Source organism: uncultured Roseovarius sp., from assembly GCF_947489715.1.
Lineage (GTDB): Bacteria > Pseudomonadota > Alphaproteobacteria > Rhodobacterales > Rhodobacteraceae > Roseovarius.
Genome location: NZ_CANLER010000006.1, coordinates 59,083 through 83,038, shown reverse-complemented (window position 1 = coordinate 83,038; position 23,956 = coordinate 59,083). Strand labels below are relative to the sequence as shown.

The following is a 23,956-nucleotide window of genomic DNA, read 5'->3' as shown; positions in this document are numbered from 1 at the left end:
ACTTGAAAATTCACGCCCGCAAACCGCGTGTCCTGGTAGTCATCGCTCATTTTGACGAAATGCGCCGACACCAGGGGCGTCCCAACTTCTTTCCGCAAGGCGTTGGACATGCCTACCTCGCCGGGGCGTTCCATCCTGAGAAAGTCGATATTCGCCTCTATTCAGAGGTGCATAGCGGACCGTTGGAGGACCTGGATTTGCTCGCTTGGCCGGATATGGTTGTATTGACAGGGGTAACCGCGGCACTTGATCGGATGCGCCACATCACCGCTTATATCCGCGTGCTGGCACCGCAGGCAATTGTAGTTGTGGGAGGCCCGGTCGCGCGAAACCTTCCGACGCTCTGCGCAGAAATTTTTGACGTCGTTTGCAAGGGCGATATCGAAGAGCTGCAAACGATAGCCTCTGATCACTTCGGTCCGGATTGTGCGGCCGAAGAGATGTTCCCCCGGTTTGACCTGCTGGTATGGAAAGGCCCGGTCAATTATGTCGAAACCAGCCGATACTGCAATTTCAAGTGTAGCTTTTGTGCGTTGACTGGCGAAGGCCATCGATTCAAGCCCTACGCGACCGATTACATCGAAGCTCAAATTCGGTCACAACCCGCTGGCAGATATGTCCTTTTTATAGACAACAATTTTTATGGCTCGTCGCGGGGTAATTATGCAGCCAAGTTGGATCTCATCCGGAAACTTTGGCATGAAGGCTTGTTCAAAGGGTGGATCGCGCTGGTAACCAATGACTTTTTCGCACGCGAGCAGAACGTTCTTGATGCTAAATCTGCGGGATGTGTGGGCCTTTTCAGCGGCGTCGAAAGCCTTGATAGCGACCAGCTTGCCAAGTACGGCAAGCGTCAGAATCTTGCCGTGCCGCAACTTTCCGCCATTGAAATGTGCCTCAAGGCAGGGATCGTGTATCAATATGGATTGATGTTCGATCCGGCTACCGAAAGCGTGTCGAAGATGATGGGCCAGTTAGATTTCATTATCGAATATGATCGCATCCCCATGCCTGCCTTCATGAGTTTGACAATCCCTCTGTTGGGAACACCCGAATTTTATCGTTGTCTTGACGAAGGCATGCTGCTTCCCAATGCGCGGCTACGCGATATGGACGGTGTGACGATGGTGTCACGGCCGCTTGATCCCATGCCTGAGGTTGTTGAGTTCATCCGCAATATCAACAGCCTGGGCTGGGCCAGGCGGCGAATTTTCAAACGATATATGCGTTTTTTCAAGAGATATCGGGGCGATCTCTCGGCGGCGCAGATGTCGACTCTTCTCTTCAGTGGCCTGCGGGTGATCGTGCCGGGGTTCGAGCAAAATAATGTCACGCTCTTCCCCGGTGCCAAACGCTCCGAGACGCTTACTCATTCCACGTTGACCCAGCCATTGGGGCGGCTTTATGACCCGATAATTCCGATGCCAGAACATCTTCTTGGGCATTTTGAACCGACAATTGTGACCGATAGCAACGGGGCTCTCAATAAGGGTTTGGTTGACCTGATCCGTCATCCGAAAGAAGCCCCTAAAGAACGGGCTCTCGCCCAGATGGCCCCGAAAGTGTAGCTGGTGTTTTTACGCTGACACCACGAACAGGTTTCTGCACCTGAAACGGTCTTGTTTTCATGTATATGCACGCCATGATGATGCTAGACATGGTTAACACCATTTCCTTGAATAACGTCGAAGGGGTCTTCCATGAACATCGCGGAGCAGCAGAAGAAAAGATATCTGCGCGCGTGCCCATTGTTTGAAGGATTGCAAGAGGATGTAATTTCAAGGGTCGCCTCACGGGCCCATAATGTGCTTCTGCCACGCGGTAAGGTTCTTTTCTATCAGGATGACCCTTCGGACGGGCTATACATCCTGTGTTCCGGGCTTGTGAGGGTTAGTATCACTGACGAAGAAGGTAATGCCCTTACGCTGGCGTTGCCGGAAAACGGTGCACCGTTGGGTGAAATGACATTGGTCAGTTCGGATCGGCGATCTGCGACGGTTACCGCCCTGGAGGATACCAGCCTTCTTCACCTTGAAATCGCGACCACGCTTGCGCTGTTGTCGGAAGAGCCGAAACTGGCGGCACATCTGATCGAATTTCTTTCCAGGCGGTTGCGACAATCGAACGACACTTTGCACAAGTTCGCCTTTGAAAACCTGCAACAGCGATTGCTCCAGAAACTTGCCGAACTGGGCCTGCAACACGGCTCGCTTGAAGAAGAAGTACTTGATCTGGGGCGGAAGTTTTCGCAAAACGCACTTGCTGAGATGCTGGGAGTGACCAGAGAAGCGGTCAACAAGCAGCTGAAACTATTGCAAGATAAAGACATTGTGACGATGGAGAACGGGATCATTCAACTTCGACGCCCGGCAGAGATCATCAAAAACCTCCCAAACCCGTAACGGCATATGAATTCCCCGAAAAACAGGCGATTTGTCTTTCTGGGCGAAATTTCCAAAATATTAATCAAACATGTGAACGCGTTCACACTAGCGACCTGGCAAGAAGGCTATCTTGGTATCAGGAGTTCAGGACTTACCTCTCCGGCATCCTGGCAGCGGTAGGAAATAATCTCCGATCGCAGGCCGAGCCAAAGCGGCGTTCATCGCAGTGTAGGCAGTTCAATCCTCTTATCGAGGTGCGAACAAACCGAGGGGTTGGGTGTGAGTGACCTTTGAGTGCTGTTTTCCAAGGGTGGACGTATATTTTGAGCGACCCGTGACTATTTTTGTACGAGTTATTTCTATTATTTAACCAGTGTCCCCGGTCAGTTAGAAAACCGTATCAAATCGGTTGGCTAAACAGACCGGGGGCCATTTTAGTCTGGGGCTACGTTGCAGGATTGATTTACACTGCAAGAACGGACTTCTTGGCCGTCAAAATCCGTTACCGATCAGTCTAATAGTTCGGATAGTTTGGCTCTTATCCGACCGCGTAAATCGACACTGCCCTTTTCAAGCCATGCGTCAGCATCAGAACGTTCAAACAGGGATGGATACCAGTTTTCCTTGAGGTATCTGTCCTGAGTATGGCAATCCGTCAGAAAAGAATTGTCAGGGGCTGCGCGCTTGACCACATCGTATGCGATCGAATCTGCGTCGGTTGCACAGCCTGCCGCCATTTGATTGGTCCAGCCGACCAGTTCATCGCAAAGCGTCAGCATTTCCAAAGATCCAGTCCTGCCGCCAGATAGAAAGCCAAGGTTATGAACGAAGGGCGTGCCAGCCAACGCTGCTATTGCCATGTTGGCCCCGGCTTCGGCAGCGGCCTGTGCGTCGAAATCATGTGAATCCGAGCATCCTGCCCCGACCCATGAGGGCACACCGATGGATTTGAAATAATCCGCAGCTCCCAGACCATTAAGCATGTACTCAGGAGAGCCATAGGCAAGATCGGCCTGGCGCATATCCATCGGCAACACGGCAGATCCGCTCAGGATCGGTGCGCCCGGTTCCGTCAGCTGATGTATCACGATGCCCGCTACCGCCTCGGCCGAGGATTGCGCGATGGCGCCGGCCACGCTGATCGGGCTGGACATGCCCGGAAAGGTTGCCGGGTAGCACACAATGGGCAGGCGGTGGCGCGCGGCATTGATAACGCGCTCACAGAATTCGTTGGGCAGCCGCAGGGGCGAAATCGGCCCCATCAGTTCCAGCGCGACCGGCTTTTCCGCCAGATTGTCATACCCGCCGCTTAGGTCAGAAAGGTGCTTTAGGATACGCGATTGGATATGTTCGTCATGTGCCAGAACGGCTGCGGGTTTGGAACAATGTTCAAATAGGGTTCTGACAGTCTCGACGGCTTCATCTTCGGCTGGGATATCGCTGGGATAACCCAGCGAACAGGACATGCTGAGATTGGGAAGCTTTTCGCAAAGGATGGCCGTTTCGCGAATGTCATCCAGTGTGCAAGGCCGTAATGCCCCCGTTTTCCGGTCCAAAATACGAACGCAGTTATGGCCCGGGCAATACGAGGTGATCCGGTTGGACGTATCGACCCGCAAATTGCCGTTCAGATCATATAGCTTAATCTCGCGCGGTACGGTCGCCAGCGCCCGTTCCACCAGATCGGGTGGCATTCGCAGATAGCCATCGTTGCCCAACCTACACCCGTATTGCGCGGTAAGCATGGTGCGGGCCGCTTCGTGTTCCAACACAACGCCGATCTCGGACAGGATTTTCAGCACCGCTGCGTGAATGCGCCCAACCTGTTCTGCATCGGCGACCTTCAGTTGCAGGACCTGATCCTTGAGTTGCGTGATATCGGCGATATGGGCCTTGCGGATCAGCTTTTCAGAGCGCGAGCTTTTGCGCCGCCCGGCGCGCCGTCTCGGTTTATCTGCAATCTCACTCATCTGCCTGACCTTTCGTGATCTCAGAGAGCGTATCTGTCGCCAAACCGATGCTCTCTTCGCCAAGGCTGATGCCAAGGCCATTGATCATGCGCGTCCAATAGCCAAAACTGGCGGCGATCTGATTGATATGCACGATCTCTGCACTGCGCAGACCCACGTCCGACAGTGCTTCTATATCTCCTTTGACCATCGCCTGCGGTTCAAGGCTTAACTTGCGCGTATAAATCGCAATGGCGCGCTGCCGGTCTGACAGAATGTCTGACTGCAACGATCCGCTCTCCAATACATCCAGCACCTTTTGCGCGTCTTCGCGTGACGTGGCGGTGGCGCAAAAATTCTCACCATGATGCGCGCGGGCGTAGGTGCACTTGTTCAGGATTGCCACATAGGTGGCAACAAATTCGCCATTGTTCAGATCAAGCGGCGCATCTGGCGCATGCAGGATCGCCTGATAGAACTTATGAACCGGCAGAATGGCAGAAGGCCAGGGGGCCAGGGCCTGATACAGGCGGTGCAGCGTACCATCGTCGCGGCAGACCTGTTTGCGCATCTCATCGGTCAGCAAATCACCGATGTTTGCGTCACTTTCGATCCAGCTTACTGTATCTGGCATGGTTTTCGTTCCTTAAAGCCCGATATTTTGATGGGTTTTCATGCTTTCTGGCATCAGGCCAAACCACTGCAACAACTCTTGCGCTGCCGCATTCTGAAAGAACGTCAATTCACCTGATTCAAGGAATGTTTCACCGTCAAAAGTCACGGTCGGATCAATGACGTGCCAGTTGATCTCGCCGGGCGGATAGTCACCGCAGGTGTGAAAATGCAGGTGCCTGGGAGAACCAAAGATCATCCCATTCCAGCGCACCGGATCGTCCTTAGCACTGGCAAAATACCCGGTGCCGGGGTTCAGCCCGGAATGCCAGGAATGGATCAAGCTGTCATCCAGGCCGAATTGGTCTGCAACCATCTTGCCATGTGCGCGGAAGGCATCGACATCGGTCTTGTCACCTTCAAACGCAACAGCATGTCCATCTTCAACATGAACGGTAATCGGTGAGTTCAGATAGTGCACCTCGGGCGAATAGGCATGGGTGTTGGTGCCCGTGACCCATCGTTTCAACACGATCTGCCCCTTCATCGTATTCGCCGGAATGGGTTTATGAACAGACATGGGGAATAAACGCACGGCAAAACCACCCCCGGCATTTGATACCGGTTTGGGTGCGGGCATTTCACCCTGAACGTTTGTCCCGGCCGGACAGGTGATATGCCAGTGTTTCTTACCGTCCAGCACGCCGTTGAAAAGGTTGACGAACCGCGTCATAAAATTGTGGTCATAACCAGCCGCGCGTGACGCAAGCGTATCCATATCCAAGGTGTAGACCATGGTTTTGGTGCCGTCTCCGGGCAGCGATTTGAAGCGCATCTGATCGCCAATCCGGTTCAGAAACACCGTGTGATGCACATGCTGCATTGCCGATGTCAGCGCTTGGGGGACATCCTCAGGCCCATCCGCTCTGGGCGTGGTCAGTGTCAGAACCGTAGCACCCATATCACGCGCTTCTTGGGCAATGATATCGGCAGTGCGGTTGTCGAAATAATCAATGTTCCGGTCTTCCTCTACCAGCAACAGGGTTTGCCCCGTAGTAAGTTCAACACAATTCTGCAGCAAGTTACGTGCGCCCGCGATCGCTTTGCGTTGAATTTCCGCCAAATCAGTCATACCCAGAATCGTCTTCAGTTCAATTTTTTAGCTATTTGTAACGTTACAATATTTTGAAAGCAATCCCCGCCTAACGTAAATAAGCACTCTAGGCGGAATCGCCCTCCAGCATTTCGATCGGTAGCGTGAGGGTCTTTTGCGAAAAGTGACCGACATCAAGGGCCTGCAACAGCTCCTGCGCGCCAATGCGGCCCATTTCATAGGCCGGGGACTGCATTGTTGTCAGCGCCGTCTCGGTAATGTCGTGCAAACCAAACGCATTGAAACCAGTCACGCAGGTTTGCCCGGGTACGGCGACTCCAGCCTGTCTCAAAGCCTTGAGAACACCGAGTGCGATTTCGTCGTTGATACACATGACAGCATCCGGATACCCATTTGCGGTCACATGAGTTTCCAACGCTCGGATCACATCCTGCTGTCGTCCATTGCCACTTGGGATGATATCCAGCCGGCCCGCGATGCCAGAGCTATGAATTTCATCGGACATGCCAGCGACACGTTGATTGACGGCAGCCCATTCATTTTCGCCCGAGGTCAGGATCAGAATCGATCCGGGGGCGCGGGCCAGCACATGACGCGCCAGCAGCCGCGCTGCCGAATAGTCATCCTGCAAGATGGAACAGATCGTATCCGGTGCGTCACTGAAGCTTTCCAGAAACAGCACCGTGGGCTGTTGAAATTCGCTGATCACAGCGAATTGCTGCGCGCGTTGCTGGTCGGTCCCGGATAGCAGAACGCAAAGGCCATCAGTCTGCACATTCCGAAACATGGTGGATTTATCAAACTGATCGGGTTTCACACCTTGCAGCATCGTGGAAAAGCCGTTCTCATTCAGCTTGTTGCTGATCCCCGAGATAATCTGGGTGGTGTAGCCGTCTGACAGGTAATGATCGGACGCGTCCACAACGATGATACCAATCGACCATAGTTTGGATGTCCTCAGCAGATGGGCGCCATAGTTCCGCCTGTAATTCAGCGCCTTTACGGACCGCCCAACCTTTTCGCGCATTTCAGGCGTCATCAACTCAAAACGGCCGTTCACGAAATTGGAAACGGTCATCGGCGAAACCTTCGCGTGCTCGGCAACCTGTCGTATCGTGGCACGTTTTGGTCGGGTCATGGATGCGGTATCTCGGATTGCCAGCGTCATTTTTCCCAATCATAGCAGGCTGGTATCGCGTGTGACCAGCCGACCGGGGCGATTATTCCAACACCTATTGCAGACACCCTCTGAAAGGGCGCTCTTATATAAAACGCATAACGTTGGTTCGCGCCAAAATGGCACAGAGTTTTTCCGCCTGGAGATCAAAGCGCCAGGAAAAGGTTAATTGAAGCGGAATTGACTTTGGTCAACGCGAATATCCCCCAGTCGACCTAGAAAATTTCCATTCTGCCAATGGGTCGGTCTGATATGTTTTTGAAAATCACGGCCACACTTCTGATCGTTTTACTGGGATCGGCTTTGGGGCCTTCCTCAGCGATGGCGGCTGATCAGTCCGATCTTTCCCGTCTGCTGGCAAAAGTCACCGCTGGAGACCTGTTTCCCGACGCCGACAGCTTTGGCCCCGTTCGGGATGATCTGCCCGTGGTGCCCGTGATCGACAACGGAGAGACCGTCGCCTGGGCCTTTCTGACATCCGATTTTGCCGGCACCACTGGGTACTCCGGAAAACCCATCCACGTGGTAGCCGCAATTTCACCGGATGCGGTGATCACCGGGGCGGTGCTTGTCGAGCATTCTGAACCGATTGTGTTGATCGGCATACCGGAATCCAAAATGCGCCGAGTGATCGAAGGTTATGCCGGGATCGATCTGAAAGCCGAGGCGGCAGCATCCGGCACGGCGCATGATCTGGACATTATTTCCGGTGCGACCGTCACGGTGATGGTGATCGACGACAGTCTGGTGCGCGGTGGGCTCAAGGTGGCGCGCGCGCTTGGTCTTGGTGGATTGGCGCCCGAATTGGCAGATGGCCCGAAACGTGCCTTGCTGGAAGGCGAGGGAGAGGTGCGCGACTGGCAAACCCTGTCTGGGGACGGTTCGTTGCGGGTGCTTACACTCGATGTTGGCCAGATCAACAAGGCCTTTGCGCAAACCGGCGACGCGCGTGCTGCCAAGCGCCCTGAAAAGGGCCCGCCCGAGACTACCTTTATCGACATGCACGCGGCTTTGGTTAGCGTGCCGACGATCGGTCGTAGCCTGCTGGGTGACGCGGAGTTTCGAAATCTCCAAAAATGGCTGGGCGAGGGTGAACATGCGTTGTTGATTGTCGGTCGCGGCTCTTATTCTTTCAAGGGATCGGGGTATGTCCGTGGTGGCATTTTTGATCGTATCCAACTTATTCAGGGTGACCGTTCCGTCCGGTTTTTCGACCGTGATCATCGTCGTTTGGGCCGTGTGGCTGCTGATGGGGCCCCCAGTTTCACCGAACTTGATATTTTCCGCATCCCTGCGGATGCAGAATTTGATCCGGCCGAACCCTGGCGCCTGCAACTCCTGGTTCAGCGCGCCGTGGGCGCCGTTGAAAAGACCTTCCTGACTTTTGATCTTGGCTATCGTCTGCCGGAAAAATACCTTGTGCCGCTTGCGCCGGTTCCGCAGTTGAACGCGGCGGACGAAGAAGCCGCAGCAAAAACTGCCCTCTGGCAGCGGATCTGGCGCAACCGTAGCTTTGAAATTGGTGTACTGGCAGTGATGCTGACCATCCTGACCGGCGGCTTCTTTTTCCAGATGCAGATCACACGCCACGCGCGCGCCTATTTCTGGTTTCGCATGGGATTTCTGACCATGTCGCTGGTTTTCATCGGCTGGTACGCCAATGCGCAACTCAGCGTGGTGAACCTGATGGCGCTGGCGGGCGCATTGCGCGGCGGCTTTACCTGGGATGCATTTCTGATGGATCCGCTGGTGTTCATCCAGTGGTTTGCCGTCGCCGCGGCGCTGCTTTTTTGGGGGCGCGGGGCTTATTGTGGCTGGCTCTGTCCCTTTGGCGCGTTGCAGGAACTGACCAACCGGGTCGCGCGGGCCTTCAAGGTGCCGCAATGGGAATTGCCCTGGGGTCTGCATGAACGGCTCTGGCCGCTGAAATACATGATTTTTCTGGGATTGTTCGGCGTTTCTCTGGCGTCAATCCCGGTGGCGGAAAAGTTGGCAGAAGTCGAACCGTTCAAGACCGCGATCATCCTGAAATTCGTCCGTGATTGGCCGTTTGTCGTCTTTGCCCTGCTGCTATTGCTGGCTGGGCTCTTTGTTGAGCGGTTCTATTGCCGCTACCTGTGTCCGCTGGGCGCCGCGCTGGCGATCCCGGCGCGGATGCGGATGTTCGACTGGCTCAAGCGGTACCGCGAATGCGGCAGCCCATGCCAGACCTGTGCCAATGAATGTCCGGTGCAGGCGATCCATCCGACGGGTGAGATCAATCCGAATGAATGTGTGAACTGCCTGCATTGCCAGGTTCTGTACCAATCCGATGCGAAATGTCCGGTTGTCATCAAGCAACTGAAACGGCGCGCCCGCGATCATGCGAGCGCAGAGGCCAGCAAGGATGCGATGGCACGCGTCCTGTCTGGCAAGGAGGAAAGAAAGGAGACCTCAAATGTCTGATAAAAAAGGCAAATTCAAGGTAACGCGGCGCGGTGTACTGGGGGCAACGGCCACTGGTGCGCTGGCCGCTACGACCGGGGCAACCACCGGCCTTTTCGGTGGTGCCAAACCTGCGCGGGCGGCGGGTGAATATAATCTCGCCCCCGGTGAACTGGATGAATATTACGGCTTCTGGTCCTCGGGTCAGACCGGAGAGCTGCGCATTCTGGGCTTCCCGTCGATGCGTGAGCTGATGCGCGTGCCAGTGTTCAACCGCTGTTCGGCAACCGGCTGGGGGCAAACCAACGAAAGTCTCAAGATCCTGACCGAGGGGCTGACGGAAGAGACCAAGGCATTCCTCGCGGCGCGCGGGCAGAAGACCTATGATAATGGCGATCTGCACCACCCGCATATGTCCTTCACCGATGGCACCTATGACGGGCGCTATCTGTTCATGAACGATAAGGCCAATACCCGTGTGGCGCGGGTGCGCTGCGACGTGATGAAATGTGACAAGATCATCGAGATCCCGAACGCCCATGATATCCACGGGATGCGCCCGCAGAAATTCCCCCGCACTGGGTATGTCTTTGCCAATGGGGAACACGAGGGGCCGCTGGTTAATGACGGCACCATCCTCGACAAGCCCGAGGAATACGTGAACGTCTTCACCGCGATTGACGGCGATACGATGGAAATCGCCTGGCAGGTGATCGTTTCGGGCAACCTGGACAACACCGATTGCGACTATCAGGGCAAATACGCGTTCTCGACCTCGTATAACTCGGAAATGGGCATGACGCTGGCCGAAATGACCGAGAACGAATTGGACCACGTGGTCGTGTTCAACCTGGCCGAGATCGAGGCCGGTGTTGAAGCCGGTGACTATCAGGAGTTGAACGGCATCAAGGTGCTGGACGGGCGCAAGGGACAGAACAAGAAATACACCCGCTACATCCCGATCCCCAACAGCCCGCACGGCATCAACACCGCGCCGGACGGCAAACATGTCTGCATCAATGGCAAGCTGTCGCCCACCGTGTCGGTGATGGATGTGACCAAGCTGGATGCCCTCTTTAACGAAGACGCTGATCCCGCAAGCTGTATCGTAGCACAACCGGAACTGGGCCTTGGCCCGCTTCACACCGCCTATGACGGGCAAGGGAATGCCTTCACCACGCTTTTCCTCGACAGCCAGATCGTCAAGTGGAACATCGACAAGGCGATCGAGGCTTATGGTGGCGCGGATGTGGACCCGATCATCTCGAAAGTGGATGTGCAATATCAGCCGGGCCACAACTCGACATCAATGGGGGAGACCAAAGAGGCGGATGGTAAGTGGCTGATCTCGATGAACAAGTTCTCGAAGGATCGGTTCATCAACGTGGGTCCGCTGAAGCCAGAGAATGAGCAGATCATCGACATTGCCAGTGGCGATGAAATGGAGGTGGTGCATGACGGCCCGACCTTTGCCGAACCGCACGACTCGATCATCGTGCGCCGCGATATCGTCAACCCGGTCAATGTCTGGGATCGCAACGACCCGACGTGGGAGGATGCGCGCCAACAGGCCGCCGCCGATGGTGTCGATCTTGAAGACGGCGCCGATGAACCCATCCGCGACGGCAACAAGGTGCGTGTCTACATGTGGTCGCAGGCGCCGACGTTCAGCCTTGAGAAGTTCACGGTCAAACAGGGCGATGAGGTCACGATCTATGTCACCAACCTGGATGACGTGGATGATGTGACCCACGGGCTGACCATCTCGAACTACGGTGTCGCGATGGAGGTGGCACCGATGGCCACCGCCTCTGTCACCTTCACCGCAGACCGGCCCGGCGTACACTGGTTCTATTGCCAGTGGTTCTGCCACGCGCTTCATATGGAGATGCGCGGGCGGATGTTTGTCGAACCTCGGGCAAGCTAGGCCGATGCGCCCCTTCGCCCTCTTGCTGGCCGTGTGCCTGATCCTGCCCGGGGGTGTCCGGGCAGAGGTCACACATGTGCCCGTCAAAGAGGGCGCGCTGGCGCAGGCAATCGAAAACGCGCAGGCGGGGGATATTCTCCGCCTCGCAAAAGGGACGCATACGGGCGGGCTGGAAATCGACAAACCCCTGTCTTTGACCTGCGAGGAAGGCGCCATCATCAACGGTCCCGGCAAAGGTTCGGTCTTGCTGGTCACTGCTCAGAATGTCGAGATTTCGGGCTGTATCATCACCGGCTCCGGCAATGATCATCAGGAAATCGACAGCGGTATTCGCCTGCTGAAAAGCGCGGATGGCGCACGGGTGATCGGCAATCGGCTGATCGGCAATCTCTACGGTGTCGATATCCACGGCGCAAAAAAGACACGGGTCGAGGGCAATGTCGTCGACGGCCGGCAGGATCACCGGATGAATGACCGCGGCAACGGTGTCTATGTCTGGAACGCGCCCGGTTCCGAAGTTATCGGCAATGACATCCGTTGGGGTCGCGACGGGATTTTCGTCAATACCTCGCATTCCAACACCTTTCGCAACAACCGCTTTCGCGACCTGCGCTTTGCCGTGCACTACATGTACGCCAACAATTCCGAGGTGTCGGGCAACCTGTCGACCGGCAATCACCTGGGCTATGCGGTGATGTATTCCAAGCGCGTGAAAGTGCTGAACAATGTTTCGATCGACGATGATCAACACGGTGTCATGCTGAACTACACCAACAGTTCGCAGGTCTCGGGCAATCTGGTGATGAACGGGCGGCAGAAATGCCTCTTTGTCTACAACGCCCACAAGAACGAAATTTCCGATAACCGGTTTGAACGCTGCGGTATCGGCGTGCATTTCACCGCAGGGTCAGAGCGTAATGCGATGTCCGGGAATGCCTTTGTCGGCAACCGCACGCAGGTGAAATATGTCGGCTCCAAATGGCTGGACTGGAGCGACGGGGGCAGGGGCAATTACTGGAGCGATTTTGCCGCCTATGATCTAGATGGTGACGGGCTGGCCGACACGACTTATCGCCCGAATGACAGCATGGATCATATCCTCTGGTCGCAGCCATCCGCCAAGCTTTTGCTGGGGGCGCCGGCGGTTCAACTGGTGCGCTGGGCGCAATCCGAATTTCCGGCGCTGCTACCGGGTGGCGTTGTGGATACCGCACCTTTGATGCGGCCGGTCACGCTTACGGTGCCGGAATGGGGGCCAGGATATGGTGGATAGAACAGATACAGCACTGGACGTTGCCAACTTGTCGAAACGATATGGCAAGGCCGAGGTCGTTGCTGGTGTAAACCTGCGTATCTCACCGGGGGAGAGGGTGGCGCTTCTGGGCCATAACGGTGCAGGGAAATCAACGCTGATCAAGCTGATCCTGGGATTGATCCGTCCCAGTGACGGGAATGTTGCTGTGGCCGGTCACGCGCCGGGCAGTGCGCAGGCCCGTGCAGCGACGGCCTATCTGCCGGAACAGGTGGCGTTTCACAAATCGCTAACAGGCCGGGAACAGCTTGCTCTTTTCGCCCGTCTGGCAGGTGAAAAGGTCAAATCAGCGGATGATCTGCTGGCACGCGTCGGCCTGTCCGACGCAGCAGACCGCCGAATCGGTGCCTATTCGAAAGGGATGCGCCAGCGGCTTGGATTGGCGCAGGCCTTGCTGGGGCGTCGGCGGATCGCCCTGCTGGACGAACCGACTAGCGGGCTGGACCCGATTTCACGCCATGATCTTTACGCGGTGATCGACGAGATGGCGGCAAACGGCACGGCACTGCTGATCGCCAGCCATGCCCTGACCGAGCTTGAGGCGCGGACAGACCGGATCGCCATCATGCGTGGCGGCAAGCTGGTGGCTGATGACACACTGGCACAACTGACCCGCAAGGCATCCTTACCGATCCGCATCAGTCTGACTGCCGAAGACGGTGCAGCCGATCATGTGCAGGCGGAACTGGGCGGGCATCGCGTGAATGGCTGCTCGGTCGAAATCTTCTGCACGGCGGAGGACAAGATGGATCATCTGGCCCGGATCACTGGCCTTGGATCTGCTGTACGCAATGTCGAGATCGCACCCCCCAGCCTGGAAGATCTCTATCTTCACTATTGCCGGGAGGACATGCAATGATTGCCCGCATTCTGGCCATCGCCTCGGCTGAATTTCGAATTCAGCGCCGAAATCATTGGGTTTTCACCGCGACCCTTATCATGCTTTTGTTCGCGCTGGCACTTACCTTTGCGGGCTCTGCGCCGACCGGGGCGCTGGGCGTCGATCTGCTGACCGTTTCGGTGGCGTCGATGACCACGCTGGCGGTTTATCTTGCGCCCTTCCTTGCATTGATGATCGCGTTTGATGCGGTGGCGGGTGAGGCCGAGCGCGGCACGCTAGGGCTGGTACTGACCTACCCGCTATCACGGGGTGAAATGCTGGTGGGCAAGTTTCTGGCGCATCTTGGTGTGCTGGCCATCGCCATGACGCTGGGGTTGGGGGCCGCCGGTCTTGTGGCGTCTTTCACCGGTGGGATGGCAATCGAAAGTCTTTGGGCGCTGCTCCGGTTGATTGCCACGGCGATCCTGCTGGGTGCGTGTTTTCTGGCGCTTGGATATGCGGCATCCGCGCTATCGGGGTCGGTTGCGGGCGCTGCCGGGCTGACCGTGGGTATCTGGCTGGTACTGGTGGTGCTTTATGATCTGGGCCTGCTGGGTGCCGTGGTGTTTGACGGGGGCGGCACCTTCACCACCGATATCTTTCCCTGGATGCTGGCCGCAAACCCCGCAGATGCGTTTCGTCTATGGAATATCGCGGGGTCTGAACAGATTGCCCTTGTCACCGGCATGTCCGGCGCCGGCGATGCATTGCCCGCCTGGGCCGCGCCGTTGTCATTGATCCTGTGGCCCATTCTCGCGCTGCTTCTGGCTTTGGGCGCTTTTCGAAGGGTTGAACCATGAGGCCATTACTATTCGCCCTGCTTCTGTTGGCGGCTTGCAAATCCGAAGAGGTTGCGATCCCCGATCCCGTGACCATGAATGCCGACGCGCTTGGCCATTTCTGTCAGATGCAGCTTATATCCCATCCCGGACCCAAGGCCCAGATCCACCTCAAGGGGCTGCCTGATCCGATCTTTTTCGCGCAGGTGCGCGATGCTCTGGCCTATGTGAAAGGCCCCGAACGCGACGCAGATCTGGTGGCCTTTTATGTCAGTGACATGGGCCAGGCGCCAAGCTGGGATTCTCCCGGCAATGACAACTGGGTCGAGGCGTCGAAAGCCGAATTCGTTGTCGGCGCAGATGTCCGGGGCGGCATGGGCGCGCCCGAGATCGTCCCGTTTTCAGATCCGGAAAAGGCAACTGAATTTATCGCTGAAAAAGGCGGGCAACTCATGTCGCTTGAGGCAATTCCCGCTGAAACGGTACTGTCCCCGGTCGATGTTATCCTGAACGAAGGTTCCTGACGCCAGCCGCTACTGCTAGCAAACCATGAAAATGGTGTGGATGTAGGTGCGTTGCAACCCGTCAGTGCCAACAGGCTGCAACGCTTATCCAGTCATCCAGATCACGAGGATCTGAACTCAAATTCTGGAAGGGGATGATCGGTAACATGAGGCAGGCTAATTCCAGCGCTCGGAACTCAGTACATATGCACTTCCAGTGATAGAGGTTCCACCACTCACACTGTGTCCTTAAGATGGCCCGAAAAATCGCCGACGTAAATTCGTGTGGTTACGTAGGCAATATTGCCTATGCGCTGAACCGGCTAGCGCGAAAAGAGTTTTGCGGTGATCGACTGGTCGACAAGCTCGGCCACGGAATGCACGCTCATCTTCTCAAGAATACGGGCGCGATGATGGTCCACGGTGCGGGGGCTGATCCCAAGATGGCGCGCGACATCCTTGCTGGAGCTGTTCGACGGGTTCGACACCAGAAACTCGGCAATTTCTTTTTCGCGATCTGTCAATCTCTCAAAACGGGCCTTCGTCGTCCGGGATTTATCGTCAACGCGGCGGGTTTGTTCGTCAAGCTTCAGCGCTGCATCGATCCGCTTGATCAGCGCGTCTTGCCTGAACGGTTTTTCGAGGAAATCGACCGCCCCGTATTTCATCGCCTCAACCGCTTCCGGCACGCCGCCATGACCGGTGATGAAAATGATCGGGATCGACCGACCGCGTTTCACAAGAACCTGCTGCAGTTCCAGCCCCGACATCTCTGGCATGCCGAAATCCAGTATCAGACAACCAGACGTGCCGGGCTCGTAATGCTCCAGAAATGCCTGCGCCGAGGCAAAGGCCAGGGTGTTGTACCCACGCGTGTCCAGCGCTCGTGAAAGCGAAGTACGGATGCCCTCGTCATCATCGACAATGAATACGAAAGGTTCAGGCGTTGAGTTCATCAAGTTTAGGTGCCGTCGTTCTTGGGCCTAACGCAGGCAGGGAAAAGCAAAACTGAGACTTACCGTTCTCTTCACGTTGATACCATATTTTACCGCGATGCGACTCAATGATGGTGCGGCAAATCGAAAGGCCAAGCCCCATACCATCCTTTTTTGTGGTTTGGAATTGCTCAAACAGGTCCACATCCTTGGCAATGCCCGGACCTGTATCGGTAATCGTGATCAATACCCCAGTCTTGGTATTCCTGGCGTCCAGCGTCACCACGCGTTCATTCGCATCGCTGCGGGCAATCGCCTCGATCGCGTTGCGCAGGAGGTTCAGCAAAACCTGTGCAATCTGAACACGCGAGCCATAGACAGGTTCAAGATTGCTGGCGGTCGTCCTGATGCTGATCCCGTATTCCTTGGCCTCGGGGCGCACAAGGTGCAGCGTTTGCTCCAGCAGTTCAACAAAGTTGAAGTCGGATTTTTCCACGCCCTCTTTCTTCACAAAGCCGCGCAGCGCCTTGATGATGTCGCCCGCGCGATGCGCCTGACGATCTGTCTCCTCAAGAATGTTTGACAGGTCACCAGTCTCGCCAGATATATCTTTCAGCAAATAGAGCGCGGTATCCATATTCTGTGAAATTGCCAGCAGGGGCTGGTTCAGCTCATGCGCCAGACCGGTCGCCATCTGCCCCATCACGTTCACCCGTGCAGAATGTGTCAGATCCAGGTTCAACTGCTGGATCTTGCGATCCGCGGCCTTGCGTTCGGTGATGTCGTCGACGGTCACCACCGCATGTATCGGTACTTTCTCGTCGTCTCGGATGACAATGACATTCTCGCTAACCCAGATAGCGCCACCATCTTTGCGCAGATACCGCTTTTCGTGCACGTAGCCGGACCCGCCATCGCTGCCGTCTTCGAAAAACACCGCCGCCACCGGATCATCGGGATGCGACAAATCATGGGCTGTCAGATGCAAAATCTCATTACTGTCATACCCCAGCATATCCGCGAACTTGGCGTTCACCCGGATAAGTTTGCCGGTTTTTGCCTGAATTTGCGCCATCCCACGTGAGGCGAGATCGAATGTGCGGCCATATTCGGCCTCGGATTTTTTCCGTTCCGCGATCGCATGCACCAATGTTTCGTTGGCGCGTTCCAGTTCCTTGTAGGTGGTCGGAAGCGGCTCGGACGCCGAAACTTCGCCCTGCGACACAAGCGATGCGCGCACCGCGAAGGCGCGTACCGGCTTGTGAATGTAGTTTGCCAGCAACAAGCCAAAACCGCCCGAAACCAGCGCAATCGCGGCTGCGATCCAGACATTCAGGGTCCGGTTGCTTTTGATCTCGCCGGTGAAATCCGCCTCGGGCGCGTAGACCGCAATCGTCCAGGGCAGTTCCTCGCTGATCATCGGCATCACGGTGGAAACATAGGTTGATCCGTCATAGGCAAACCTGGAGGTCACCTCGCGTTTGACCGAGACGTCCGCCCCGACAACCAGACCCGCAAAGGCGGCATTGGCGACGGGGTCGTCGATTTCGCTGAGGTTGACGAAACGGAATGTGCCATCGTCATTTCTTGTGCGGATCAGTTCCTGATCGGGATGCGCGATCACATCCCCGTTCCGGTTCAGAATCAGGGCGGTGCCGCTTTCGCCGATATTCAGCCGTGAAAGAAACTCGGAAATGGCCTCGATCCCGATATCGACACCGACAACGCCGCGCAGGTCGCCACTGTCGTTGAACACGGGCGATGCTGCCGTGATTCCGGGCGTCTGTGAGGTGAAGAAGATATAGGGATCTGTCCAGATGCTCGAAAGTTCGGTCTTGGCAGATTTGTACCAGGGGCGTCCTCTTGGATCATAGGTGTCCGTCGCGTCCGACTGCTGCTCAACGATGAAATAGCGATCATCCCGCCAGATCAACTGGGTCTCTCGCGCATCCCCGTCGCGCCTGACAACCTTGGTCCGAAAGGGGCCGGGGCCGTCACTGCGCATCACGTAGACGAAATTGCCCGCCTCATCGCCGTAGAAAACACCGGCAAACTGGGGTGAAATCTGCAATTGCTGGAACAGCAGTTTTTCAAGCTGTTCAAAGTCATCGCTGGCGATAACCTGGTTTTCCGCAAGCCTTGTGGCAAGCTCCGCAGCGCCCTTGGCGGGTTTCAGAAACCCCTTTGAATGTTCGATCGTATTTGTGCCGACATCACTCAAAAGCTCGCGCGCATGTTCCAGCAGAACTTTTTCCGAGGTCAGGAAAGACGAAAACACGACAATTGTGACCGCAACAAACTGCAATCCCGCAAGGCAGAGCGCCAAGATCATTCCAAGCGATAACTTCATCGCTTCAAACTCTCTATGAAAACGCAGCGATTGTTAAGGCCCTTGCCATGCGACCTTGAGTAAGAGGTAGCCAGGGGATTGCTTCACATTTCGGACCTGGAGAGGCAGCTGGTCGGTTGAAATCCAAAGTGGACATCAATCTGAGGGCGAGCGCCGGACCGTGGGATGGTGTTGCAACGCTTCAGTCTGGCACTTCATGCCCGCCCAATACCTCCATCTTCAACGGAACGCGCGCCCTCACAGAAGCGCCAGCCCGCCGGGACGGTCCGGTGCTCGCCCGGCGCCTGCGACTTGATTCCGGGCAGGGTGGCGGCATCAAATGGTTGCCAAGCCGGAAAAATGACCAAAGTTCGAATCGAACCTGAAAGCTTCAATTCACCTTTTCCTTTTTAATGAATGCCAGATTTCCGCAAAAACGAATTTTACTAGAATATACAACACAAGAATTATCCCACCGACGATGAACCATGGGGCCGCGAAGAATGCAAAGGCATATCCATAAGCATGTAAACCGTTTATCCATTCACTGACATCGTAACCGTAGACGATGCAATCAACCGAAACTGCGGCGCTTGCTCGGCAATCTCCAAGGCTCGCGACGTATCTTCCAAGATTGAGGTCGATTATAAAAGTTACGGGAATACTCAACCAAATTGAAATCAAAGCTATCCAGATCTTTAAGCGTTGATGGTGGATAAAATAGACTATAACGGCGACAACTACGCCTAAGGTAACTAGGATGTAAGACGCCAATTGGTTGCTTCCCAACTCGAAGAATTGATCGCTGCAATATAGCAGTATTAACTCAACATCCACATGCGCATTGAGCCCAAAACGAACCTACAACTTAAAGACCATGCAGCAGTTTGGGCTTAGTTTTCGAATTTCCGTTTCGTCCGCGATACCGATGCAATCGCTAATAGCTACTGCGTCAAAAACTGCTCAATATCTCTGGCTTCCAAAACTCGCTTAAGCATCAAAAAAATGGCTTGGTATTTCAGAACCATTGCCCCGGTTCCATCAGCCCCAGATCCAGCAATTGTCGTGAATGCCATTCGAACGGGGTGGAGTTATGCCACTTGAACGTCTCGATATCGAAGGTCGAGCCCGGGTTGCGTTTGAGCGCCTTTGCGGTACGGAACGACACAATGGCCGCGGTCAGGTTGTGGTGCCAGGGGCAAGCATAGGTATTGTATTCTTCGTCGTTGAATCGGTGGTTTGGTTCTAAATTCAGACCATCGCATGCCCGAAAAAGCGCGATACGGTCGATATTGCGGCGCGGCGCGGGGATATGCTCTTCGTAGCGCCAGCGCAGCCCGCCAAAGAAATCAAGCTGGCGTTCCTTCGGATGGTTGTGATTGGCCGGATCGTTGCGCGCCAGCGCGTAATAGCCCGATTTGTCCATATGGGCGTCTTCCAGCGATACCGCATTTGAGTGCCGGTAAAGATCGCCGGCATAAAGGTCGATCACATAGCATAGCATCGCATCGCGCCGCTCTTCGGCGTGAAAGGCCAGCATCTCGCCAATGGTGCGGGTCTCGCAGAACGGAAAGAACAGGTATTCGGCGTTGAAACAGTAATACAGCCAGATGCCCGGCGCGGCGGCGATGACCGTGTTCACCGCATCGGTGAAATCCTGCCCGGCCACCATGTCAAAGTTGATCCGGTGCACCTTGCTGATCACATCCTCAGGCAGCGTGAAACCCTCGGGCATCAGTACCAGAACCTGCGTGAAACCCGAATCAAGATGGTGACGGATGGTGGTATCCACCTCGATCTCATCCTCGACAAAGATCATCGCCACCGGCCCCTTGGCCAGAAGCGGCTTGCCGGTGGCAAGAAACTGATCGAGGCTGGAATACTGCATCGGGTTCCCCGTTCTTTTGATCTCAGAATCAGGGAATTCTTCGCGCATTGCAAGAGACCCTTGAGTTGATGTATTCAGGCCCCCTGAAACGCAAAGGGACTGCGACGGATGGCGGAGCCAAAGAAACTGTTCATCAAGACCTACGGGTGCCAGATGAACGTCTATGACAGCGAACGCATGGCCGAGGCCATGGGCGGGGCAGGCTATGTCGAAACCGACACGGCGGACGACGCCGACATGATCCTGCTCAATACCTGCCACATACGCGAAAAAGCTGCCGAAAAGGTTTATTCTGAACTGGGTCGGTTTCGCGAGCTGAAAGACGTCAAACCCGACCTCAAGATCGGTGTTGCGGGCTGCGTGGCCCAGGCCGAGGGCGAAGAGATCATGCGCCGCCAGCCGCTGGTCGATCTGGTTGTCGGTCCGCAAAGCTATCACCGCCTGCCGCAGATGGAGGCCAAGACGCGTGAAGGCCAAAAGGCGCTCGACACCGATTTCCCGCTGGATGACAAGTTCGACACCCTGCGCACGCGCGCCAAGGCCAAGCGTGGCCCAACGGCGTTCCTGACCGTGCAGGAAGGCTGTGACAAGTTCTGCGCCTTCTGCGTCGTGCCCTATACCCGCGGTGCCGAGGTCAGCCGCCCCGCCGACCGCATCCTCGAAGAGGCGCGCGAATTGGTCGATCGTGGCGTGCGCGAGATCACGCTTCTGGGCCAGAACGTCAACGCCTATCACGGCGCGGGCGCGGATGGCGATCTGACCTTGGCACAGCTGATCTGGCAGCTTGACAAGATCGACGGTCTGGCGCGTATCCGCTTTACCACCAGCCATCCCAATGACATGGCCGAAGACCTGATCGAGGCACATGGCACCTGCGACAAGCTGATGCCCTACCTGCATCTGCCGGTCCAATCGGGCAGCGACAAGATCCTGAAACGGATGAACCGCAGCCATACCGCCGACAGCTATCTGCGCCTGATTGAACGCATTCGCGCCGCCCGTCCCGATATCCTGATGTCAGGGGATTTCATCGTTGGCTTCCCCGAGGAAACCGAAGAGGATTTCCAGGCTACGATGGACCTGATCGAAGAGGTGAATTACGGCTACGCGTATTCCTTCAAATACTCGACCCGCCCCGGCACCCCGGCGGCCGAACGCCCGCAGGTTGACGAGGATGTAAAATCTGACCGTCTGCAACGCCTGCAGGCTCTGATCACCCGACAACAGCGCGCCGCACAAGAGGCGATGGTGGGCCGTATCGTCAACGTGCTTTTCGAAAAACCCGGACGGTTTGAGTGGCAGATGGTGGGCAAATCCGATTATCTGCACGCGGTGCATGTGACAGAATCCGACATCCAATCCGGTGATATTCTGCCCGTGAAAATTGTTGGTAGCAGTGCGAACTCTCTCTCTGGTGAAGTGTTGCGACAAGCGGCAGAATAGGCACGGGCGGGCCCTCCCCGGAAATTCCCCTGTAAAGGCGCAGGTTGCGACCAATAAGACCCTGTTATTAGGTATTGTTTCCATCGGGGACACAATATCTGGTAATTTTTCTTCCCAAATATACAATTCTCGTTAAACTTTACCCAATGTACGAGTTGGGGGCTGGTGCTGCGCAAGGCGTTGCGACGGCCCTTTCATGGTAAAACGAAAGTAAGAATATGGGGGCTGTGATGGAGATGAAACCGACATCGGCACGGGCTGTGCTGAGGGGGGTTGCGGTGATCGCGTGCAGTGTTGCTATCAGCGCAAGCGCTGGCTGGGCACAAAGCAGCGGCAAAACATCCAAGGTGGAAAAATATATTCCGACCATCTGGGTCGATCCCGATGGCTGCGAACATTGGGTGATGGATGACGGGTTCGAAGGGTTCATGACCCCGCATGTGACCCGCGATGGCAAACCGGTCTGCCGACGCGGCAATCTTTGTGGCGTTGTCAGTTCGGATCAGCTTTTTGCGACCGACAGCGCGCGGATCAGTGCCGCGGGCAAGGCGCGCCTGCGCCAGTTTTTCCAGCAAAACACCGCGCGCGGCTATATCATCACTGGCCATACCGACAGCCGGGCGTCTGACGCCTATAACATGAACCTGTCGAAGCGCCGGGCCAACGCGGTGGCGCGGGTCGCCAACGCTACGGGCGCGCGGGTGAACGGCATTCGCGGGTATGGCGAACGTCAGCCGAAGGCGTCGAACGCGACCGCCGCCGGCATGGCCCAGAACCGCCGTGTCGAAATCATGTGTATCCGGTAGGGGGACGGTCATGACCATCAGAAAAGCGATATTATGTCTCTCTGCCGTCGGCATGCTTGCGGCCTGCGGTGAAGGCGGCGGTGGCCAGGTGGGCGAAGACAAATCCATCGACTACGGTTTCAAACGCAAACATCTCAGCCAGTTGCAGGCGGGCATCTGGGTGGATCCCAATGGCTGCGATCACTGGATCATCGACGACGGGATCGAAGGGTATCTGTCGCAGCGGCTTGATCGTAACGGCAAGCCGGTCTGCTCGGGCGTGGCGCCGCCCAACACGGTCACCGGACCGTTCCAGGGCAAGCAGACGGTCGGAGACACTTTCTGAGCCATCCCGATTACCCGAAATTCAGCCGCAGGCCCGCCGGGTCTGCGGTTTTTTCGTTAACTTCTATCAACAATTGCCCACTTTCCCTTGCGCCGCTCCGCGCAACTTGGCACGGTTTGAGGAAAATGAATCCTTTGAGCGCGGAGATTTGATTGATCAGCAGCGAATTGCCTCAAACCCTCGACCCGGCCCTGCAACATGAAGAGGTCGTGGAATTCCCAGATAACCGCCTGCTGATCGACCTTTGCGGCGAATTCGACAGAAACCTGGCTGATATCGAACAGAAACTGAGTGTGCAGATCATGCGCCGTGGCAACCAATTGGTCGCCGTGGGCGAAGAGGCGCAGGCGAAAGAGGCCGTTGCCGTGCTGCAAGCGCTCTATCAACGGCTGGAAACCGGCAAAGAGGTTGAACCGGGCGATATCGACCGTGAATTGCGCATGGGCGGGTCTGACAAGGGCACCGGCACCCGCGCGGGCGATCAACTTGAGATGTTCAAGGGCGGCGCGGTCGAGATCAAGACCCGCAAAAAGCTGGTCGAGCCGCGAACCGAGGCGCAAAAGGCTTACGTGCGCGCGCTTTTCTCCAAGGAACTGGCCTTTGGTATTGGCCCGGCGGGCACCGGCAAGACCTATCTGGCCGTGGCGGCGGGGGTGTCGATGTTCATCGAAGGTCATGTGGACCGGATCATCCTCAGCCGTCCCGCGGTCGAGGCGGGCGAAAAGCTGGGCTATCTGCCCGGTGACATGAAGGACAAGGTCGATCCCTACATGCAGCCGCTCTATGATGCGCTGAACGATTTTCTGCCGGGCAAGCAGCTGGCCAAGCTGATCGAGGAAAAGCGTATTGAAATAGCACCTTTGGCCTTCATGCGGGGCCGGACGCTCGCCAATGCCTTCGTGGTGCTGGACGAGGCGCAGAATGCCACCTCGATGCAGATGAAGATGTTCCTGACCCGTCTGGGCGAGGGCAGCCGCATGGTCATCACCGGCGACCGGTCCCAGATCGACCTGCCGCGCGGGGTGACCAGCGGATTGCACGATGCCGAACGTCTGCTCAAGACCATCAAGGATATCAGTTTCAGCTATTTCACCTCCAAGGACGTTGTGCGCCACCCGCTTGTGGCCGCGATCATCGAGGCGTATGAGGCCGACACCTGAACCCTCAAG

At 56.1% G+C, this 23,956-nt stretch carries 19 protein-coding genes; 12 read left to right on the top strand and 7 right to left on the bottom strand.

Translation table 11 applies throughout. The features are described from left to right. The first annotated feature begins 2 nt into the window (after positions 1 to 2). Positions 3 to 1,568 (top strand): radical SAM protein, encoded by a 1,566-nt coding sequence (locus Q1B27_RS15510; RefSeq protein WP_299848736.1) that lies wholly within the window; start codon positions 3 to 5, stop codon positions 1,566 to 1,568. Positions 1,569 to 1,700: 132 nt separating this feature from the next. Beyond that, positions 1,701 to 2,402, top strand: coding sequence for a Crp/Fnr family transcriptional regulator (locus Q1B27_RS15505; protein WP_299848735.1), 702 nt, complete (start codon positions 1,701 to 1,703; stop codon positions 2,400 to 2,402). A 491-nt stretch (positions 2,403 to 2,893) separates the two neighbouring features. On the opposite strand, the gene Q1B27_RS15500 is transcribed toward Q1B27_RS15505, so the two are convergent. From Q1B27_RS15500 to Q1B27_RS15485, 4 genes are all read right to left on the bottom strand, one after another. Next, positions 2,894 to 4,354, bottom strand: coding sequence for a trimethylamine methyltransferase family protein (locus tag Q1B27_RS15500; RefSeq protein ID WP_299848734.1), 1,461 nt, complete (start codon positions 4,352 to 4,354; stop codon positions 2,894 to 2,896). After that, positions 4,347 to 4,967 (bottom strand): hypothetical protein, encoded by a 621-nt coding sequence (locus Q1B27_RS15495; RefSeq protein ID WP_299848733.1) that lies wholly within the window; start codon positions 4,965 to 4,967, stop codon positions 4,347 to 4,349. The genes Q1B27_RS15500 and Q1B27_RS15495 overlap by 8 nt, the downstream gene beginning before the upstream one ends. 12 nt (positions 4,968 to 4,979) lie before the next feature. Further along, positions 4,980 to 6,077 carry a hypothetical protein gene (locus Q1B27_RS15490; RefSeq protein WP_299848732.1) on the bottom strand — a complete coding sequence of 366 codons (1,098 nt, stop codon included), beginning with the start codon at positions 6,075 to 6,077 and terminating at the stop codon, positions 4,980 to 4,982. Positions 6,078 to 6,165: 88 nt separating this feature from the next. Next, complete coding sequence (locus Q1B27_RS15485) at positions 6,166 to 7,197, bottom strand: LacI family DNA-binding transcriptional regulator (RefSeq protein WP_299848731.1); 1,032 nt, start codon at positions 7,195 to 7,197, stop codon at positions 6,166 to 6,168. Between the two features lie 360 nt (positions 7,198 to 7,557). On the opposite strand from Q1B27_RS15485, the gene Q1B27_RS15480 reads away from it, so the two are divergent. Genes Q1B27_RS15480 through Q1B27_RS15455 form a run of 6 tightly spaced genes read left to right on the top strand, consistent with a single transcriptional unit; the run spans position 7,558 to position 15,082 of the window. Beyond that, positions 7,558 to 9,681: a NosR/NirI family protein gene (locus Q1B27_RS15480; protein WP_299848934.1), complete on the top strand. Its 2,124-nt coding sequence runs from the start codon at positions 7,558 to 7,560 to the stop codon at positions 9,679 to 9,681. Continuing rightward, on the top strand, positions 9,674 to 11,587 hold the full coding sequence (gene nosZ, locus Q1B27_RS15475) for a TAT-dependent nitrous-oxide reductase (protein WP_299848730.1): 1,914 nt from the start codon (positions 9,674 to 9,676) through the stop codon (positions 11,585 to 11,587). Before Q1B27_RS15480 ends, nosZ begins: the two co-directional genes overlap by 8 nt. A 4-nt stretch (positions 11,588 to 11,591) precedes the next feature. Then, entirely contained in the window at positions 11,592 to 12,860 is a 1,269-nt protein-coding gene (locus Q1B27_RS15470; RefSeq protein WP_299848729.1) for a nitrous oxide reductase family maturation protein NosD, read from the top strand. Then, positions 12,850 to 13,758, top strand: a complete 909-nt coding sequence (locus Q1B27_RS15465) for an ABC transporter ATP-binding protein (RefSeq protein WP_299848728.1) — start codon at positions 12,850 to 12,852, stop codon at positions 13,756 to 13,758. The genes Q1B27_RS15470 and Q1B27_RS15465 overlap by 11 nt, the downstream gene beginning before the upstream one ends. After that, positions 13,758 to 14,579, top strand: a complete 822-nt coding sequence (locus Q1B27_RS15460; RefSeq protein ID WP_299848933.1) for an ABC transporter permease subunit — start codon at positions 13,758 to 13,760, stop codon at positions 14,577 to 14,579. Before Q1B27_RS15465 ends, Q1B27_RS15460 begins: the two co-directional genes overlap by 1 nt. After that, positions 14,576 to 15,082: a nitrous oxide reductase accessory protein NosL gene (locus Q1B27_RS15455; protein ID WP_299848727.1), complete on the top strand. Its 507-nt coding sequence runs from the start codon at positions 14,576 to 14,578 to the stop codon at positions 15,080 to 15,082. Before Q1B27_RS15460 ends, Q1B27_RS15455 begins: the two co-directional genes overlap by 4 nt. A 302-nt stretch (positions 15,083 to 15,384) precedes the next feature. Here Q1B27_RS15455 and Q1B27_RS15450 read toward each other — a convergent pair whose 3' ends face one another. The 3 genes from Q1B27_RS15450 to Q1B27_RS15440 form a co-directional block, all read right to left on the bottom strand. Further along, a complete protein-coding gene (locus Q1B27_RS15450; RefSeq protein WP_299848726.1) occupies positions 15,385 to 16,017 on the bottom strand; it encodes a response regulator in 633 nt (210 codons plus the stop codon). Further along, positions 16,001 to 18,346 (bottom strand): cache domain-containing protein, encoded by a 2,346-nt coding sequence (locus tag Q1B27_RS15445; RefSeq protein WP_299848725.1) that lies wholly within the window; start codon positions 18,344 to 18,346, stop codon positions 16,001 to 16,003. The genes Q1B27_RS15450 and Q1B27_RS15445 overlap by 17 nt, the downstream gene beginning before the upstream one ends. Positions 18,347 to 19,343: 997 nt before the next feature. Continuing rightward, entirely contained in the window at positions 19,344 to 20,213 is an 870-nt protein-coding gene (locus Q1B27_RS15440; RefSeq protein WP_299848724.1) for a hypothetical protein, read from the bottom strand. Positions 20,214 to 20,321: 108 nt separating this feature from the next. On the opposite strand from Q1B27_RS15440, the gene miaB reads away from it, so the two are divergent. The 4 genes from miaB to Q1B27_RS15420 all read left to right on the top strand — a co-directional run bounded on the left by miaB (position 20,322) and on the right by Q1B27_RS15420 (position 23,947). Continuing rightward, on the top strand, positions 20,322 to 21,656 hold the full coding sequence (gene miaB, locus Q1B27_RS15435) for a tRNA (N6-isopentenyl adenosine(37)-C2)-methylthiotransferase MiaB (RefSeq protein ID WP_299848723.1): 1,335 nt from the start codon (positions 20,322 to 20,324) through the stop codon (positions 21,654 to 21,656). Between the two features lie 230 nt (positions 21,657 to 21,886). After that, the gene (locus Q1B27_RS15430; protein ID WP_299848722.1) at positions 21,887 to 22,462 is read left to right on the top strand and encodes an OmpA family protein; all 576 of its coding nucleotides are present in this window, start codon (positions 21,887 to 21,889) and stop codon (positions 22,460 to 22,462) included. Between the two features lie 10 nt (positions 22,463 to 22,472). Next, entirely contained in the window at positions 22,473 to 22,787 is a 315-nt protein-coding gene (locus tag Q1B27_RS15425) for a hypothetical protein (protein WP_299848721.1), read from the top strand. A gap of 152 nt (positions 22,788 to 22,939) precedes the next feature. Then, positions 22,940 to 23,947 (top strand): PhoH family protein, encoded by a 1,008-nt coding sequence (locus Q1B27_RS15420; protein ID WP_299848720.1) that lies wholly within the window; start codon positions 22,940 to 22,942, stop codon positions 23,945 to 23,947. Positions 23,948 to 23,956 lie beyond the last annotated feature (9 nt).